Annotated in this window: 17 protein-coding genes and 1 tRNA gene; 9 read left to right on the top strand and 9 right to left on the bottom strand. The window is 68.0% G+C overall.

Annotation, left to right across the window (positions count from 1 at the left end; genetic code table 11):
- Nucleotides 1-94 precede the first annotated feature (94 nt).
- Nucleotides 95-733, bottom strand: a complete 639-nt coding sequence (cmk, locus tag VNR91_RS01410; protein WP_325489007.1) for a (d)CMP kinase — start codon at nt 731-733, stop codon at nt 95-97.
- A 28-nt stretch (nt 734-761) separates the two neighbouring features.
- A complete protein-coding gene (gene aroA, locus VNR91_RS01405; protein WP_325489006.1) occupies nt 762-2,096 on the bottom strand; it encodes a 3-phosphoshikimate 1-carboxyvinyltransferase in 1,335 nt (444 codons plus the stop codon).
- 103 nt (nt 2,097-2,199) lie between these two features.
- Here aroA and VNR91_RS01400 point away from each other — a divergent pair, with 103 nt between their 5' ends.
- Entirely contained in the window at nt 2,200-2,523 is a 324-nt protein-coding gene (locus tag VNR91_RS01400; RefSeq protein ID WP_325489005.1) for a TIGR02300 family protein, read from the top strand.
- Nucleotides 2,524-2,611: 88 nt separating this feature from the next.
- Nucleotides 2,612-2,687: transfer RNA gene (locus VNR91_RS01395), tRNA-Ala, on the top strand.
- A gap of 99 nt (nt 2,688-2,786) precedes the next feature.
- Here VNR91_RS01395 and VNR91_RS01390 read toward each other — a convergent pair.
- Entirely contained in the window at nt 2,787-3,191 is a 405-nt protein-coding gene (locus tag VNR91_RS01390; protein ID WP_325489027.1) for a low affinity iron permease family protein, read from the bottom strand.
- A 43-nt stretch (nt 3,192-3,234) separates the two neighbouring features.
- Complete coding sequence (locus tag VNR91_RS01385) at nt 3,235-4,218, bottom strand: D-glycerate dehydrogenase (RefSeq protein WP_325489004.1); 984 nt, start codon at nt 4,216-4,218, stop codon at nt 3,235-3,237.
- Between the two features lie 96 nt (nt 4,219-4,314).
- Between VNR91_RS01385 and VNR91_RS01380 the strand changes: the two genes are divergently transcribed.
- From VNR91_RS01380 to VNR91_RS01360, 5 genes are all read left to right on the top strand, one after another.
- Nucleotides 4,315-4,803 (top strand): SH3 domain-containing protein, encoded by a 489-nt coding sequence (locus VNR91_RS01380; RefSeq protein ID WP_325489003.1) that lies wholly within the window; start codon nt 4,315-4,317, stop codon nt 4,801-4,803.
- Nucleotides 4,804-4,931: 128 nt separating this feature from the next.
- Nucleotides 4,932-5,960 carry an aspartate-semialdehyde dehydrogenase gene (locus tag VNR91_RS01375; RefSeq protein WP_325489002.1) on the top strand — a complete coding sequence of 343 codons (1,029 nt, stop codon included), beginning with the start codon at nt 4,932-4,934 and terminating at the stop codon, nt 5,958-5,960.
- Nucleotides 5,961-5,989: 29 nt separating this feature from the next.
- Nucleotides 5,990-6,247 (top strand): hypothetical protein, encoded by a 258-nt coding sequence (locus tag VNR91_RS01370; protein ID WP_325489001.1) that lies wholly within the window; start codon nt 5,990-5,992, stop codon nt 6,245-6,247.
- On the top strand, nt 6,240-6,965 hold the full coding sequence (locus VNR91_RS01365) for a prepilin peptidase (RefSeq protein WP_325489000.1): 726 nt from the start codon (nt 6,240-6,242) through the stop codon (nt 6,963-6,965). Before VNR91_RS01370 ends, VNR91_RS01365 begins: the two co-directional genes overlap by 8 nt.
- 126 nt (nt 6,966-7,091) lie before the next feature.
- A complete protein-coding gene (locus VNR91_RS01360) occupies nt 7,092-8,507 on the top strand; it encodes a coniferyl aldehyde dehydrogenase (protein WP_325488999.1) in 1,416 nt (471 codons plus the stop codon).
- Here VNR91_RS01360 and VNR91_RS01355 read toward each other — a convergent pair.
- From VNR91_RS01355 to hppD, 4 genes are all read right to left on the bottom strand, one after another.
- Nucleotides 8,470-9,666 carry an RNA polymerase sigma factor gene (locus tag VNR91_RS01355; protein WP_325488998.1) on the bottom strand — a complete coding sequence of 399 codons (1,197 nt, stop codon included), beginning with the start codon at nt 9,664-9,666 and terminating at the stop codon, nt 8,470-8,472. The genes VNR91_RS01360 and VNR91_RS01355 overlap by 38 nt on opposite strands.
- A 38-nt stretch (nt 9,667-9,704) precedes the next feature.
- The gene (locus VNR91_RS01350) at nt 9,705-10,073 is read right to left on the bottom strand and encodes a YciI family protein (RefSeq protein WP_325488997.1); all 369 of its coding nucleotides are present in this window, start codon (nt 10,071-10,073) and stop codon (nt 9,705-9,707) included.
- Between the two features lie 56 nt (nt 10,074-10,129).
- Nucleotides 10,130-11,413 carry a homogentisate 1,2-dioxygenase gene (hmgA, locus tag VNR91_RS01345; protein ID WP_325488996.1) on the bottom strand — a complete coding sequence of 428 codons (1,284 nt, stop codon included), beginning with the start codon at nt 11,411-11,413 and terminating at the stop codon, nt 10,130-10,132.
- 152 nt (nt 11,414-11,565) lie between these two features.
- On the bottom strand, nt 11,566-12,633 hold the full coding sequence (gene hppD / locus VNR91_RS01340) for a 4-hydroxyphenylpyruvate dioxygenase (RefSeq protein ID WP_325488995.1): 1,068 nt from the start codon (nt 12,631-12,633) through the stop codon (nt 11,566-11,568).
- A 152-nt stretch (nt 12,634-12,785) separates the two neighbouring features.
- Here hppD and VNR91_RS01335 point away from each other — a divergent pair, with 152 nt between their 5' ends.
- Both VNR91_RS01335 and VNR91_RS01330 read left to right on the top strand, forming a co-directional pair.
- A complete protein-coding gene (locus VNR91_RS01335; protein WP_325488994.1) occupies nt 12,786-13,244 on the top strand; it encodes a MarR family transcriptional regulator in 459 nt (152 codons plus the stop codon).
- Nucleotides 13,245-13,298: 54 nt separating this feature from the next.
- Complete coding sequence (locus VNR91_RS01330) at nt 13,299-14,777, top strand: NAD(P)/FAD-dependent oxidoreductase (RefSeq protein ID WP_325488993.1); 1,479 nt, start codon at nt 13,299-13,301, stop codon at nt 14,775-14,777.
- 3 nt (nt 14,778-14,780) lie between these two features.
- Here VNR91_RS01330 and VNR91_RS01325 read toward each other — a convergent pair.
- On the bottom strand, nt 14,781-15,121 hold a 341-nt coding region (locus VNR91_RS01325; RefSeq protein ID WP_325488992.1), incomplete at its 5' end, for a MaoC family dehydratase.

The following is a 15,121-nucleotide window of genomic DNA, read 5'->3' as shown; positions in this document are numbered from 1 at the left end:
CCGGGGCGAGCGTGCCCGAGCGTGGGTCTGGACAAATGCGCAAACGGCGCGGCCAGCGCGATCGGTTGACCCGATCCGCTCCGCGCCCCGCGGGCTAGGGCGTTCCCGCCTTCGCCGCCGTCCTTGCCTCCACGAGCGCGATCGCCCGCTGGACGGCGGCGTCTATAGAGAGGAATGAGGTGTCGAGCAAGACGGCGTCGTCGGCCATCCTGAGCGGCGCCTGGCTGCGGGTGCTGTCGCGTTCGTCGCGGGCGCGGATGTCGGCCAGCACCTTGTCGAAACTGACGGTCGATCCGCGCGCGCGCAGCTCGGCGTGGCGGCGCTGGGCACGGATCATCGGCGTGGCCTTGACGAACAGCTTGGCGTCCGCGCCCGGCGCGATCACCGTGCCGATGTCGCGCCCGTCGAGCACCGCGCCGCCCGGCTGCTGCGCGAACCGGCGCTGGCGTTGGAGCAGCGCGGCGCGGACCAGCGGGTGCGCGGACACGATCGACGCGACCTTGCCGATGCGGTCGTCCTTGAGCCGGTCGTCCGCCAGCAACGCTTCGTCGAAATCGGTGGAGGCGACCGCGTCGGCCTCCTTCTCCGCGTCCAGCTCGCGGTCGAGCAGAGTTGCCGCGACCGCGCGATAGAGCAGCCCGGTGTCGAGGTGCGGCAGGCGATAATGGCGGGCGATCGCGCGGGCGATCGTCCCCTTGCCCGACGCGGCGGGGCCGTCGACCGCGACGATCATGACGCCGGCCCCGTGCCGCGACGCGCGCTCATCGGTCGAGCCACGTCGGTTCGGCGCCCAGCGCGGCGGCGGTGGCGATGAAATCGGGATAGCTCGTCGCGATCGGCGCCGCGTCGTCGATCTCGATCGGCCGTGTCGCTCTCATGCTCGCCACCCCCATGCTCATCGCGATCCGGTGATCCAGGCTGGATGCGATCCGCACGCCGCCGGGCAGGGGATCGCCGCCACGGCCTTCAATCGTCAGCCCGTCGGGATGTTCCGTGATCGCCGCGCCGGCGGCGGTCAGCGCGGCCGCCATTACCGCGATCCGGTCCGATTCCTTGACCCGTAATTCCTCCGCCCCGCGCGCGACGGTGCGCCCCGCGGCAAAGGTCGCCGCGACGAACAGCACCGGATATTCGTCGATCATGCTGGGGGCGAGTTCCGGCGGCACCTCGATCCCGGTCAGCGCGGCGTGGCGCACGCGCAGGTCGGCGACCGGTTCGCCGCCGACGGTGCGGGCGTCCTGTTCGGTGATGTCCGCGCCCATCAGCCGCAATGCGGTCACCAGCCCGGCGCGAGTCGGATTCAGCCCGACGTTGCGGATGACGATATCGCTGCCCGGCACGATGCTGGCGGCGACCATCCAGAATGCGGCGGACGACGGGTCGCCCGGTACGACGATGTCCTGCGCGGTCAGTTCCGCCTCGCCTGCGATCGAGATGACGCCGTCCTCGACGGTCAGCTCGGCGCCGAATCCGCGCAGCATCCGCTCGCTGTGGTCGCGGGTCGGCACGCGCTCGATCACGCGGGTGATCCCCGGCGCGTTGAGCCCGGCCAGCAGCACCGCCGACTTCACCTGCGCGGACGCGACCGGCAGCTCATAGGTGATCGGCACCGCCGGGCAGATCCCGCGCACCATCAGTGGCAGGCGCCCACCCGGGCTGGCGGTGAAATCCGCGCCCATGCGTGACAGCGGATCGATCACCCGACCCATCGGCCGCGCCGAAAGCGACGCGTCGCCGGTGAAGGTGGCGGTGATCGGATGGCTGGCGACCAGCCCTATCAGCAGCCGGGTCGACGTGCCCGAATTGCCCATCTCCAGCGCGCCGGCCGGCTGGAGCAGCCCGCCGACGCCGACGCCGTTGACGCGCCACAGGCCGTCGGCATCACGCTCGATCGTCGCGCCCATCGCCCGCATCGCGGTGGCGGTCGCCAGTACGTCCTCGCCCTCCAGCAACCCTTGGATGCGCGTCTCGCCCACGGCGATGCTCCCCAGCATCAGCGAACGATGGCTGATCGATTTGTCGCCCGGAACGGTCACGGTGCCGCGCAGCGGGACGGGCGCGGCGATCGCGAGCGGGGCGGGGTGGGGGGTGTGCATCGGGCGCGGTCTTTGACAGCCGGGTTGCGCTATGGCAAGGCGCGCCCCACTTCGGCGGACCAACTCCCCGAAACCCCCTTTTTTCAGTAAGCGAGAGCGGTTCATGGTGAAGCCCGAATGGGGCACGAAGCGGGCCTGTCCGAAGTGTGGCACGCGGTTCTACGATCTCGGCAAGGATGACCCGGTCACCTGCATCAGTTGCGGCGTGACCTGGGAACCGGAGCCGATCCTCAAGTCCAAGCAGCCGCTGCCGTTCGAGGCGGCGAAGACCGCCAAGCCGGAGAAGGAGGCCGATTCCGATCTCGGCGCCGAGGATCTGGACCTGGAGGTCGACGAGGAGGAGGAGCCGAGCGCGGACGACGATGTCGATCTGGGCGGCGACGACGATCTGGGTGTGCCGACCGGCGATTCCGACGAGGAAAGCTGATTAATTTGCAAGGGGCGCGAAACATCTTTCGTGACCCCCTTGCACAAGGCGCAAGGCCCGCGTAGAGGGCAGCGCCTTCCCGGGGTGTGGGGCCGTAGCTCAGCTGGGAGAGCGCTGCAATGGCATTGCAGAGGTCAGGGGTTCGATCCCCCTCGGCTCCACCAACCCACGGTAAAGACTAGGGATTTCCGCCACCGGCGGACATCCCCTTGCCTCCAGATCAGCCGCGGCGGCCCGATCGGACGCGCCGCGGCTCGCGGTTCCTAATAGCGCCGGCGCAGCATCTCGAAGGTTTCCTTCGCGGTCGCCTTGTCCTCGGGATCGCACTCGCGTTCCAGCGCGTCGCGGATCGCCTCGATCTCCTTGTCCGTGCGGTGCTCGACCCCGATGAACTCGACGCGCGCCTCCTGCTGGGCGCGGATCAACTCGTCGAGCTTGGCCTGCATCGCACCGGCATCGCGGTTCTGCGAATTCTGGATCAGGAACACCATCAGAAAGGTGACGATCGTCGTCGCGGTGTTCACCACCAGCTGCCACGTATCCGAATAGTGGAAGATCGGGCCGGTCACGGCCCACAGGATGATCAGGCTCGCCGCGGCGATGAACGCGAACGGTTGCCCGGCGAGCGCGGCGATGCGCGCGGCGGTGACGGTGAAAAAGCGATCCAGCATGTCCGGCCCTTTTATGAAACAGGCCGTGACGATGCGCGGTTCACACCCAGCCTTCAAGCACCTGATCGGGTGGGCGGTGGCCGTCGGCCCACGCGCGGATGTTGGCGATCACACGGTCGCCGGTCGCCAGCCGGCCCTCATAGGTCGCGGATCCCATGTGCGGCGTCATCACCACATTGGGCAGCGCCAGCAGTCGCGGGTCGATCGCCGGCTCGTGACGCCACACGTCCAGCCCGGCGCCGGCCAGCCGCCCTCCCTCGATCGCGTCGATCATCGCGTCCTCGTCGACGATGCCGCCGCGCGACGTGTTGATCAGGTAGACGTGCGGCCGCAGCAGCGCGATGCGCCGCGCATCGAGCAGGTCGCGGCTGTCGTCGTTGAGCGGGGTGTGGATCGTCAGGATGTCGATGCTTGCCAGCATCTCGTCGAGGTGGGGGTGCCACTGCGCGCCGAACTCGGCCTCCACCACCTTGGGCAGCCGGTGGCGGTTGTGGTAATGGACCGCCAGCCCGAACGCGCGCGCGCGGCGCGCCACCGCCTGGCCGATCCGGCCCATGCCCAGGATGCCCAGCGCCTTGCCGCCGACGCGGTGGCCCAGCACGCCGCCGGGCGACCAGCCCTTCCACCCGCCCGATCGCACCAGCTTCTCGCCCTCCACCAGCCGGCGCGGCACCCCGACGATCAGCGCCATCGTCATGTCGGCGGTATCCTCGGTCAGCACGCCGGGGGTGTTGGTGACGATGATGCCGCGCGCCCGCGCCGCCTTCAGGTCGATGTGGTTCACCCCCGCGCCGAAATTGGCGATCAGCTTCAGCCGGTCGCCGGCGCCGGCGATCAGCTCGGCGGTGATCGCGTCGGTCACGGTCGGCACCAGCACGTCGGCGTCCGCCATCGCCGCGGCCAGATCGACCGGGGCGTCGTCGCGATTGAGCGTCGCGTCGAACAGCGTGTCGATCCGATCCATCACCGCGTCGGGAAGCTCGCGCGTGACGATCACCTTGGGGCGGGCGGGGCGTTTGACCATCGAATCCCGGATTGGCCACGTGGGAGGGATCAGTCAACGGTTGAACCGCGTGGCCGCTGCTGGCTAGATCGGGCGATGACCAACAAAGGGGCACCGATGCGATCGATCACGCTGTTGACGGGGCTGGCGGTCGGCGCGGCGCTGGCGATGCCCGCGCCGCCGGCGGAGGCGCAGACGCGCAAGCCGCCCTATTACGCCTCGATCTCAGCCGGAAAGGCGCGGATGCGGACCGGCCCCGGGCGCAATTATCCGGCGAGCTGGCTCTACCAGCGGTCGGGCCTGCCGATCCGGGTGATCGACGTCTACAAGGAATGGCGCAAGGTCGAGGATCCGGGCGGCACCCAGGGCTGGATGCTCGCGGCCCTGCTCACCGACGTGCGCACCGGCTTCGTCACCGATCAGATCGTCGCGATGCGCGCCGCGCCCGACATCGCCGCCCATGTCGAATGGCGCGCGGCGCCGGGGGTGGTCGGCCGGATCAGCCGGTGCGCGCGCGGCTGGTGCCGCTTCGACGTGAAGGGACGCGCCGGCTATGTCGAGGCGATCCACCTGTGGGGCGTCGATCCGGGTGAGGACGTGCCCTGAGCGTGACCCGGAGCGGCACCCGCGGCGCAACCTTGTAAGTCAAACTTGGCCCACCACGTTCAAAAGCTGCTTCCAAATGGCGCGCGGGCGCCTAAGGAACGGGCGCGTTTCCAAGCAAGGGTCAAGATATGGGTTACCGGGTGGTGGTCGCTGGCGCGACCGGGAATGTCGGGCGCGAGATGCTGGCGATCCTCGCCGATCGTGAATTTCCGGCGGATGAGGTCGCGGTGCTGGCGTCGTCGCGCAGCCAGGGCGATCAGGTCGAATATGGCGACACCGGCAAGATGCTGACCGTCCAGAACATCGAGCATTTCGATCCCACCGGCTGGGACATCGCGCTGTTCGCGATCGGCTCCGAAGGGTCGATCGCCCACGCCCCGCGTTTTGCCGCCGCCGGCTGCACGGTGATCGACAACGCCTCGCACTATCGCATGGACCCCGACGTGCCGCTGATCGTGCCGGAAGTGAATCCGGAGGCGATCGACGGCTATCGCGCCAGGAACATCATCGCCAACCCGAACTGCTCGACCGCGCAGCTGGTGGTGGCGCTCAAGCCGCTGCACGACGTGGCGAGGATCAAGCGCGTGGTCGTCGCGACCTATCAGTCGGTGTCGGGCGCGGGGAAGGCGGGGATGGACGAGCTGTTCGAACAGAGCCGCAACATCTTCGTCGGCGATTCGGCCGAGCCGAAGAAATTCACCAAGCAGATCGCGTTCAACGTGATCCCGCACATCGACAGCTTCCTCGACGACGGATCGACCAAGGAAGAATGGAAGATGGTGGTCGAGACCAAGAAGATCCTCGATCCCGCGATCAAGCTCCACGCCACCTGCGTGCGCGTGCCGGTGTTCGTCGGCCACAGCGAGGCGGTCAACATCGAGTTCGAGAACGAGCTGTCGGCCGAGGACGCGCAAAAGATCCTGCGCGAGGCGCCTGGCATCATGCTGGTCGATAAGCGGGAGGACGGCGGCTACGTCACCCCGGTCGAATGCGTCGGCGAATATGCCACCTACATCAGCCGGGTCCGCGACGATCCCACGGTCGAGAACGGCCTGTCGCTGTGGTGCGTCAGCGACAATCTGCGCAAGGGCGCGGCGCTGAACGCGGTGCAGATCGCCGAACTGCTCGGCCGGCGGCACCTGAAGAAGGCGGCGTGACGGCCCGCCGGCGATGACGGTGGTCGACGGTGGATGATTCCCCGCTCGTCCTCGGCCTGAAATGGTTCGCCACCGGCACCGGAATCCTGGCCGCGCTGATGGTGTCGCTCGATAGCGGGCGGCGCGTCACCGGCTGGGGGTTCGTGATCTTCGTCGCATCGGCGTGTGCGTGGATCGCGGGCGCCGTCATCGCGTCCGACTGGGCGCTGACCACGCAGAACGGCGTGCTGCTCGGCATCAACCTGTTCGGCGTCTACCGCTATCTGATCCGCAAGAAGAATGTCTGAAAGCTTCGCCTGGCCGGCGCTGCTGGGGGTGCTCGGGCTGGTGTTCGGCAGCTTCATCGCCACCGTGGCGATCCGATGGCCGGCGGGGCGCTCCGCGCTCGCCGGGCGATCGGCGTGCGATGGCTGCGCGCGGACGCTGGGGCCGCTCGAACTGGTGCCGCTGGTCGGTTATCTCGCGCTGCGCGGCCGATGCCGCACCTGCGGCGCCGAGATCGCGCCGTTTCATCCGGTGATCGAATCGATCGGCGCGCTGATCGGCCTCACCGCCGGTTTGGCCGCGCCGGGTTGGGGCGGGGTCGCCGGCGCCGGGTTCGGCTGGCTGTTGCTGGCGCTGGCGGCGATCGATTTCCGCGCCTTTTGGCTTCCCGACGGATTGACCGCCGCGCTGGCGCTGGCGGGCGCGGCGTTCGGCGCACCGCCGCTCGCCGATCGCCTGATCGGTGGCGTCGCCGGCTTCGCCGCGCTGTGGCTGGTCGCGGCGGGATATCGCCGGCTGCGCGGGCGCGAAGGGCTCGGCGGCGGCGATGCCAAGCTGTTCGGCGCGATCGGGCTGTGGCTCGGCTGGCGCGCGTTGCCGGGCGTGCTGCTGGTCGCGTGCCTGATCGGGCTGGCGGTGGCGCTGATCCGGCGGATGCGCGCGAGCGACCGCCTGCCGCTTGGCACGTTGCTCGCGGCGGGGGCCTTCGCCGCGTGGCTGGCGGGCAGCGTGACGATTTAACTTTCCTACAGGCCCACTCCCATGGTTTGATGCCCACCGGTGGAGCAGTGCCACAAGCGCGCATCCATACCGCCGAAGTGACGCCGTCAGGTGTGACCTTGGTGTGACCTTCCGGGGGAGTGGACCATGGACTTGCCTGCCCTGCTCGCCGCGCAGCGCGCCGCCTTCACCGCCGAACTGCCGGTCGGCATCGCCATCCGCAAGGATCGCCTGAAGCGCGCGATCGCGATGATCGCCGACAACGCCGATGCCTTTTGCGACGCCCTGAGCGAGGATTTCGGCCATCGCAGCCGCGAGCAGTCGATGATCACCGATATCGCCGCGTCGATAGCACCGCTTCGCCACGCGCTGAAGCATGTCGATCGCTGGTCGCGCGCCGAAAAGCGCCCGGTGATGTTCCCTCTGGGCCTGCTCGGCGCGCGCGGGCGGGTCGAATATCAGCCAAAGGGCGTGGTCGGGGTGATCAGCCCGTGGAATTTCCCGGTCAATCTGGTGATGGGGCCGCTGGCCGGAATCTTCGCCGCCGGCAACCGCGCGATGGTCAAGACCAGCGAGTTCACCCCGCGCGTCGCCGCGCTGTTCGAACAGGTCGCGCCCCAACATTTCGCTTCGGATGAACTGGTGTTCGTGTCGGGCGGGGCCGATGTCGGTCAGGCGTTCGCGGCGCTGCCATTCGATCACCTGATCTTCACCGGCGCGACCGGCATCGGCCGCCACATCCTCCACGCCGCCGCCGACAATCTCACCCCGGTCACGCTCGAACTCGGCGGCAAGTCGCCGGTGATCCTCGGTCGCTCGGCGGACGTGACAACGGCGGCGGGGCGGGTGGCGATGGGCAAGATGCTCAACGCCGGGCAGATCTGCCTCGCCCCCGATTACATGCTGGTGCCGGCGGAACAGGAGGGGGCGGTGGTCGACGCGCTGGTCGCGTCGGCGTCGGCGATGTACCCGACCCTGCTCGCCAACCCCGACTATACCGCGATCATCAACGACCGGCATCACCAGCGCCTCAACGACTGGCTGGACGATGCGCGGGCAAAGGGCGCGGAGCTGGTCACCGTCAACCCGGCCAACGAGGATTTCGCCGCGAGCAACAGCCGCAAGATGCCGCTGACGATTGTGCGCGGCGCGACCGACGACATGACGGTGATGCAGGAGGAAATCTTCGGCCCGATCCTGCCGCTTCGGCGCTACGATGCGCTCGACGACGCCATTGCCGAGGTCAATCGCCGCGACCGGCCGCTGGGCCTCTATTATTTCGGAACCGATGCCGCCGAACGCCGCCGCGTGCTCGACCGCACCATTTCGGGCGGGGTGACGCTGGACGACGTGGTGTTCCACGTTTCGATGGAGGAGCTGCCGTTCGGCGGCATCGGCCCGTCCGGGATGGGCGCCTATCACGGCCATGACGGTTTCAGGACGTTCAGCCACGCCCGCGCGATCTTTCAGCAATCGCGGCTCGACGTCGCCAGGCTGGCCGGGCTCAAGCCGCCCTACGGCGCCGCTACGAGGAAGGCGATCGCCCGCCAGATGAAAGGATAGCGCGCCGCGCCTCCAGCCAGGTGCGTTCGGCTCGTTCGGGGCCAAGCGTCAATGCGGCGTCATACGCTACACGCGCGGCATCGCTGAGGCCGAGCCGCGCCAGCAGATCGGCGCGCACCGCGTGATAGGGGAGGAAGGCGGCCAGTCCCGCCGCCTCCAGCGCATCCACCTGTTCGAGCGCCTCGGCCGGCCCCGCGACCTCGGCCAGCGCGACGGCGCGGTTGAGCCGCACGATCGGGTCGTCGCGCAGCGTCAGTAACGCATCGTAGAGCGCCAGCACTGCGCGCCACGGCGGCGGTTCGGTCAGTGAGCGCCGCGCGCACCATTCACCGTGGATCATCGCCTGAAGTGTGCGCCACCCCGGACGGCCCAGCGCCAATGCGCGCTGCAACAGTTCATGCCCCTCGGCGATCAGCGCGGCGTCCCAACCGGCCGGGTCTTGCTCGGACAGCGGCACCATCATGCCACCGGCGTTGCGCGCCGGGCGCCGCGCCTCGGCGAAGCGCACCGTCGCGGCCAGCGCCAGCACCTCGGGTTCGTCGGGGAGCAAGGAGGCGAGCACGCCCGTCATCTGCCGCATCTCAATCGCATATCCGGCATGGCGACCGCTGCCGCCGCCATCGGCATGGGCGTGGGCATAGGCGATTTCGAGCGTCGCCAGCACCGCGTCGAGCCGCTCGCTCCATGCCGCCGGGCCGGGTACTTCGAAGGAGATGCCGGCGGTGGCGATCTTGCGCTTGGCGCGCACCAGCCGCTGCGCCAGCGTCGGCTCGGTGATCAGAAAGGCGCGCGCAATCTCGCCGGTCGACAGCCCGCACACTAGCCGCAGCGTCAGCGCAGCGCGCGCTTCGGGCGCGATCGCCGGGTGGCAGCACACAAAGATCAGCCGCAGCCGCTCGTCCGGGATCAGCATATCGTCCCCTATCAGGCGTTCCTCGAGGGTCGCTTCAGGTTCGGGGCCGGGCAGCACGGCGGCGGCACGCACCCCGCGCTGGCGCAGGGTATCGATCGCTACCCGCTCGGCGACGCGGTAGAGCCATGCCGCCGGGTCGCGCGGCGGCGCGCTTTCCCACGCCTTCACCGCGCGGGCGCAGGCTTCGGCAAAAGCGTCTTCGGCGATGTCGAGATCGCGAAACCGCGCGGCGAGCGCGGCGATCACGCGCCCGCCGCTATCCCGGGCGACACGCCCGAGCGGTATCACATTGCGGCCAGCGGGCGGATTTCGACCGCGCCGCTGCGGCCCATCGGCAGCTTCCTGGCCCAAGCGATTGCGGCGTCCAGATTCTCGGCCTCGATCAGATAAAAGCCGCCCAGTTGCTCGCGTGCCTCGGCAAAGGGGCCATCGTGTACGGTGGCGGCCGTGCCATTATGCCGCACGGTGGTCGCGGTGGCGACGTCCTGCAATTCCTCGCCGCCGATCAACGCCTCGCCCAGTTCCTCGGCAAAGGCGCCGTGGCGCGCCTGAATTTCCGCGATCGCGGCGGGCGTGTCGAATTCTTTCTCATCGCCATAGATCAGCAGCGCATATTTCATCGTCTCACCCTTTCCGTCGTCCGACCGCGACATGCGATCCTACCCCGGAGACGAACGAGGACGCGCGAAATCGACAGTCGTGCGAAAAATTATCCGGGCAGCACCGCCTTGGGGAAGCCCGACCAGACTTCGTCGTAATCCTCGTCGAGTTGCGCGCTGTCGAGCGCGAAGCGGGTCGGGCGGAACACCCAGCGGCTTTCGAGCATGAATGCCATGGTGCCGTCGATCTTGTGCGGCTTGAGCTCGGTCTCGCTCGCCCCCTTCCAACTCGCCACGTCGGGGCCGTGGCCGCTCATCTGGTTATGCAGCGACAGCGCGCCGGGGCGGAATCCGTCGGCCTTGGCGTCGTACTGGCCGGTGATCAGCCCCATCGCCTCCGACATCACGTTGCGGTGAAACCACGGCGGGCGGAACGTGTCCTCCGCCACCATCCAGCGCGGCGGGAAGATCACGAAATCGGCGTTCGCGGTGCCGGGCACGTCGCTGGGCGACGTGAGGACCGTGAAGATCGACGGATCGGGATGGTCGAAGCTGACCGTGCCGATCGTGTTGAACCGCGCCAGATCATAGCGGCACGGGGCGAGATTGCCGTGCCACGCCACCACGTCCATCGGCGACCGGCCAAGGTTGGTGGTCCACAGCGATCCCAGGAATTTCTGCACCAGCTCGAAATCGCCCTCCCGATCCTCGAACCACGCCACCGGCGTCTCGAAGTCGCGCGGGTTGGCCAGGCCGTTCGATCCGATCGGGCCAAGATCGGGCAGGCGGAACGGCTGGCCGTGGTTCTCCGCGACATAGCCGCGCGCCTGTCCGTCGGGCAGCGTCACGCGAAAGCGCACGCCGCGCGGGATCAGCGCGATCTGGCCCGGCGACACCTCGATTTTCCCGAATTCGGTGAACAGCGTCAGCCGTCCCTGTTCGGGGATCAGGATCAGTTCGCCGTCGGCATCGACGAAAGCGCGGTCGACCATGTCGCGGCCGGCGCGGTAGATATGCAGCGCCGCGCCCGACTGGCTCTCGGGCGGATGGCTGGCGAGCATCGTCGTCAGGCTGTCGAGCCAGTCGGCGGCGGGGTCGATGTCCAGCGGCCCCCAGCGCAGCCGGTTGGGCGCAAGCGGCGCGTCGCTCGTGCCGGGTGCGAAGCCGATCGCCCCGTCGTATCGGGTGAAGGGCGGGTGCGCGGCGGACGGCCGCAGCCGGTACAGCCACGAGCGCCGGTTGTCGTGGCGCGGCGCGGTGAAGGCGGTGCCCGAAAGCTGCTCCGCGTAGAGACCGAACGGCGGCTTCTGCGGCGAATTGCGCCCGACCGGCAACGCTCCCGCCACCGCCTCCGTGGCGAAATGGTTGCCGAAGCCGGTCATGTAGTCGGTCATCGTCGCCTCCTGATCCCTCTCCCCTCGTGGGAGAGGGAGGGCCCATCGCGGAGCGATGGGAGGGTGAGGGGGACGCGGTCCGCCTCACCCAACTCCGACTAGCCAGCAAGCTGGCAAGTCTTCGTATCCTTCTCCCACAAGGGCAGAAGAAGTTACGCCTCGACTGCGCCCGGCACCACCCCGCGACGGATCTGGTCGAGCTCGATACTCTCGAACAGCGCCTTGAAATTGCCCTCGCCAAAGCCGTCGTTGCCCTTGCGCTGGATGATCTCGAAGAAGATCGGTCCGACCATGTTCTCGGTGAAGATCTGGAGCAGCAGCCCGCCCCCGGTTTCCGGCGCGCCGTCGATCAGGATGTCGCGCTTGCGCATCTCGGCGACGTCGTGGCCGTGGCCGGGCAGCCGCTTGTCGATCAGGTCGAAATAGGTCTGCGGCGTCGTCTGGAACCGGACGCCGTTGGCGCGCAGCTGGTCGACCGTGGCGAAGATGTCGTCGGTCGACAGCGCGAGGTGCTGAATGCCCTCACCCTTGTAGTCCTTGATGAACTCCTCGATCTGCGAGTGCTCGTCCTGGCTTTCGTTGAGCGGGATGCGGATCTTGTCGTCGGGGGCGGTCATCGCCTTGCTGAACAGCCCGGTCGACTGGCCCTCGATGTCGAAATAGCGGATCTCGCGGAAGTTGAAGATCCGCTCATAATAATCCGCCCAATAATCCATCCGCCCGCGATTGAGGTTGTGGGTGAGATGGTCCAGCGTGTGCAGCCCGACCGAACGGTCGTTCACGCCCTTGCCGGTGGGGACGAAATCGGTGTCGTAGATCGTCTCGCCGCCGTGGCGGTCGACCAGATAGAGGTTGGCGCCGCCGATCCCCTCGATCGCCGGAATGTCCAGCTCGCCGGGGCCGTGCTCGCCGGTGACCGGGGCGGCGCCGCGCGCGACCGCCAGCTTCAGTGCGGCATCGGCGTCGGTCACGCGGAACGCCATCGCGTTGGCTGACGGCCCGTGTGCGTTGCGGAAACCCGCGACCTGGCCGGCATCGTCCATGTTGAGCAGGAAGTTGATGTCGCCCTGGGCATAGCGGCGCACGTTCTTCGACTTGTGCGTGGCGACGTGGGTGAAACCCATCTTTTCGAACAGGTCGGCCAGCGCGGCGGGATCGGGGCTGGTGAACTCGACGAACTCGAATCCGTCCAGGCCCATGGGATTGTCTTGCGCGGTCATCGTGGCGACTCCGAAGTGGTTTCAATTGATACTAAAGCGACTTCCGGCGCGCGTCAAAGTCCCAAATCCACCGCCTGCCCCTTGTTCCGCGCGTCGCGCTCCAGCAAGGATCGTTGCGGTCGCGACGCCGGCCGGGATCGAAAGGGAAGAGGATGCCCCCCGAACTCAGGCTCAACGCCTTTCTGCCCTATCGCCTGTCGATCGCATCGAACCGGGTGTCGGATGCGATCGCGGAAACCTATCGCGCGCTGTTCGGGCTGCGCATTCCCGAATGGCGGCTGGTGGCGGTGATCGCGGAGAGCGAAGGGCTGACCCAGCAGGCGCTGGGACAGGCGACGCGGATGGACAAGGTGACGGTCAGCCGCGCCACCGCCGCGCTGGCCGAACGCGGGCTGGTGACGCGCACGCCCAATCCGGGTGATCAGCGATCGCACCTGTTGGCGCTCACCCCCGCGGGTCACGCGCTCTATGCCGAGGTCGCGCCCAAGGCGCTGGAGATGGAGGCGCGCATTTTCGGCGATTTCTCCGCCGCCGAACTGGCGTCGATGAACGCGATGCTCGAACGCCTCGAAAAGGCGGTCGACGCGCTGGATGCGGCGCCGACGACGTAGCCGGTCTTTTCCTGCAACTCATTTTGGAATATTGGGTACGCAGGAGAGCGATCGATGGCAGAACATTTCGACGTCGTGGTGGTGGGCGCCGGCATTTCCGGCATCGGCGCCGGCTATTTCCTTCAGCAGCGATCCCCCGACCGCAGCTTCGTCGTGCTGGAGGGGCGCGAACGGCTGGGCGGAACATGGGATCTGTTCCGCTACCCCGGCATCCGTTCGGACAGCGACATGTACACGCTGGGTTATTCGTTCCGACCGTGGACGCAGGCGAAGGCGATCGCCGACGGGCCGTCGATCCTCCAGTATCTGAACGACGCGGCGCGCGACTATGGCGTGGACAAGCACATCCGATACCAGCACCGCGTGGTCGCCGCCGCCTGGTCGACCGACGCCGCCGCCTGGACCGTCACCGTCGAGCGGGGGCCGGACAGGGAGCGGGCGGAGATCAGCTGCAACTTCCTCTTCATGTGTTCGGGCTATTACAACTACCAGCGCGGCCATGCGCCGGAGTTCGCCGGCAGCGGCGATTTCGCGGGGCGGATCGTCCACCCGCAATTCTGGCCCGAAGATCTCGACTATGCCGGCAAGCGGGTGGTGGTGATCGGCAGCGGCGCCACCGCGGTCACGCTGGTGCCCGAAATGGCCAAACAGGCAGCGCACGTCACCATGCTCCAGCGGTCGCCGACCTATGTCGTGTCGCGGCCGAGCGAGGACGGGATCGCCAACTGGCTGCGACGGCGGCTGCCGTCCAAGATCGCCTATGGCATCACCCGGTGGAAGAACGTGATCCTCGGCCAGTTCTTTTACAGCCGCACGCGCAAATATCCCGAAAAGGCCAAGGAGCGCATCCTCGGCTGGGCGCGCGGGCACCTGGGCGACGAGATGGTCGATCGGCATTTCACGCCGCGCTATAATCCGTGGGACCAGCGGCTGTGCCTGGTGCCCGATGCCGACCTGTTCGATTCGCTGAAGGCGGGAACATCGTCGGTCGTCACGGATGAGATCGAGCGGTTCACGCCGACGGGGATCCGGCTCAAGTCCGGTGCGGAACTGCCGGCCGACATCATCGTCACCGCCACCGGACTGGAAATGCAGTTGATGAGCGGTATTCCCCTGACCGTCGACGGCGTTGCGGTCGATCCGGCCAAGTCGCTCCAATACAAGGGAATGATGTTCTCCGACATTCCCAATCTGGCGTCCTCCTTCGGCTACACCAACGCATCGTGGACGCTGAAGGCCGACCTGACCTGCGCCTATGTCTGCCGGCTGCTCAACACCATGCGGTCGCGTGGGTTGCGACAGGCGACGCCGCGCGTGACCGATCCCGAGGTGGTGCCGGCGCCGTTCCTCGACTTCACCTCCGGCTATGTCCAGCGCGGGCTGGGCAAGTTCCCGCAGCAGGGATCAAAGGCGCCTTGGAAGCTCAAGCAGAGCTATGCCCACGACCTGATGATGCTCAAGTTCGGATCGGTCGACGACGGAATGGAGTTTTCCAATCCCGAGCCCGGCGGCGCGCGAAAGCAGGCGGCCTGACGGTCAGGGTCTGGACTTCAGCAGCGCGCTCCTCAGGCATTCGCACACGATCTCGTCGCGCTGGTTCCGCATGCGGTGGCGCCAGGTGACGATGCCCTGGCCGGGGCGGGACTTGCTGGGGCGCAGTTCCGTGACCTCACTTTCGGCGCGCAGCGTGTCGCCGATGAACACCGGCTTCGGCATCACCAGCTTGTCGTAGCCGAGGTTGGCGACCAGCGTGCCCGCGGTGGTGTCGCCGACGGTGATCCCGACCATCAGCGCGAAGGTGAAGGTGCCGTTGACGAGGATCTGGCCGAACTCCGACGCGCGCGCCGCCTCCGCGTCGAGGTGGAGCGGCTGGGTGT

Source organism: Sphingomonas sp. (genome assembly GCF_035555815.1).
In the GTDB taxonomy this organism is placed as follows: domain Bacteria; phylum Pseudomonadota; class Alphaproteobacteria; order Sphingomonadales; family Sphingomonadaceae; genus Sphingomonas.
This window is presented reverse-complemented; position numbering and strand designations above follow the sequence as displayed.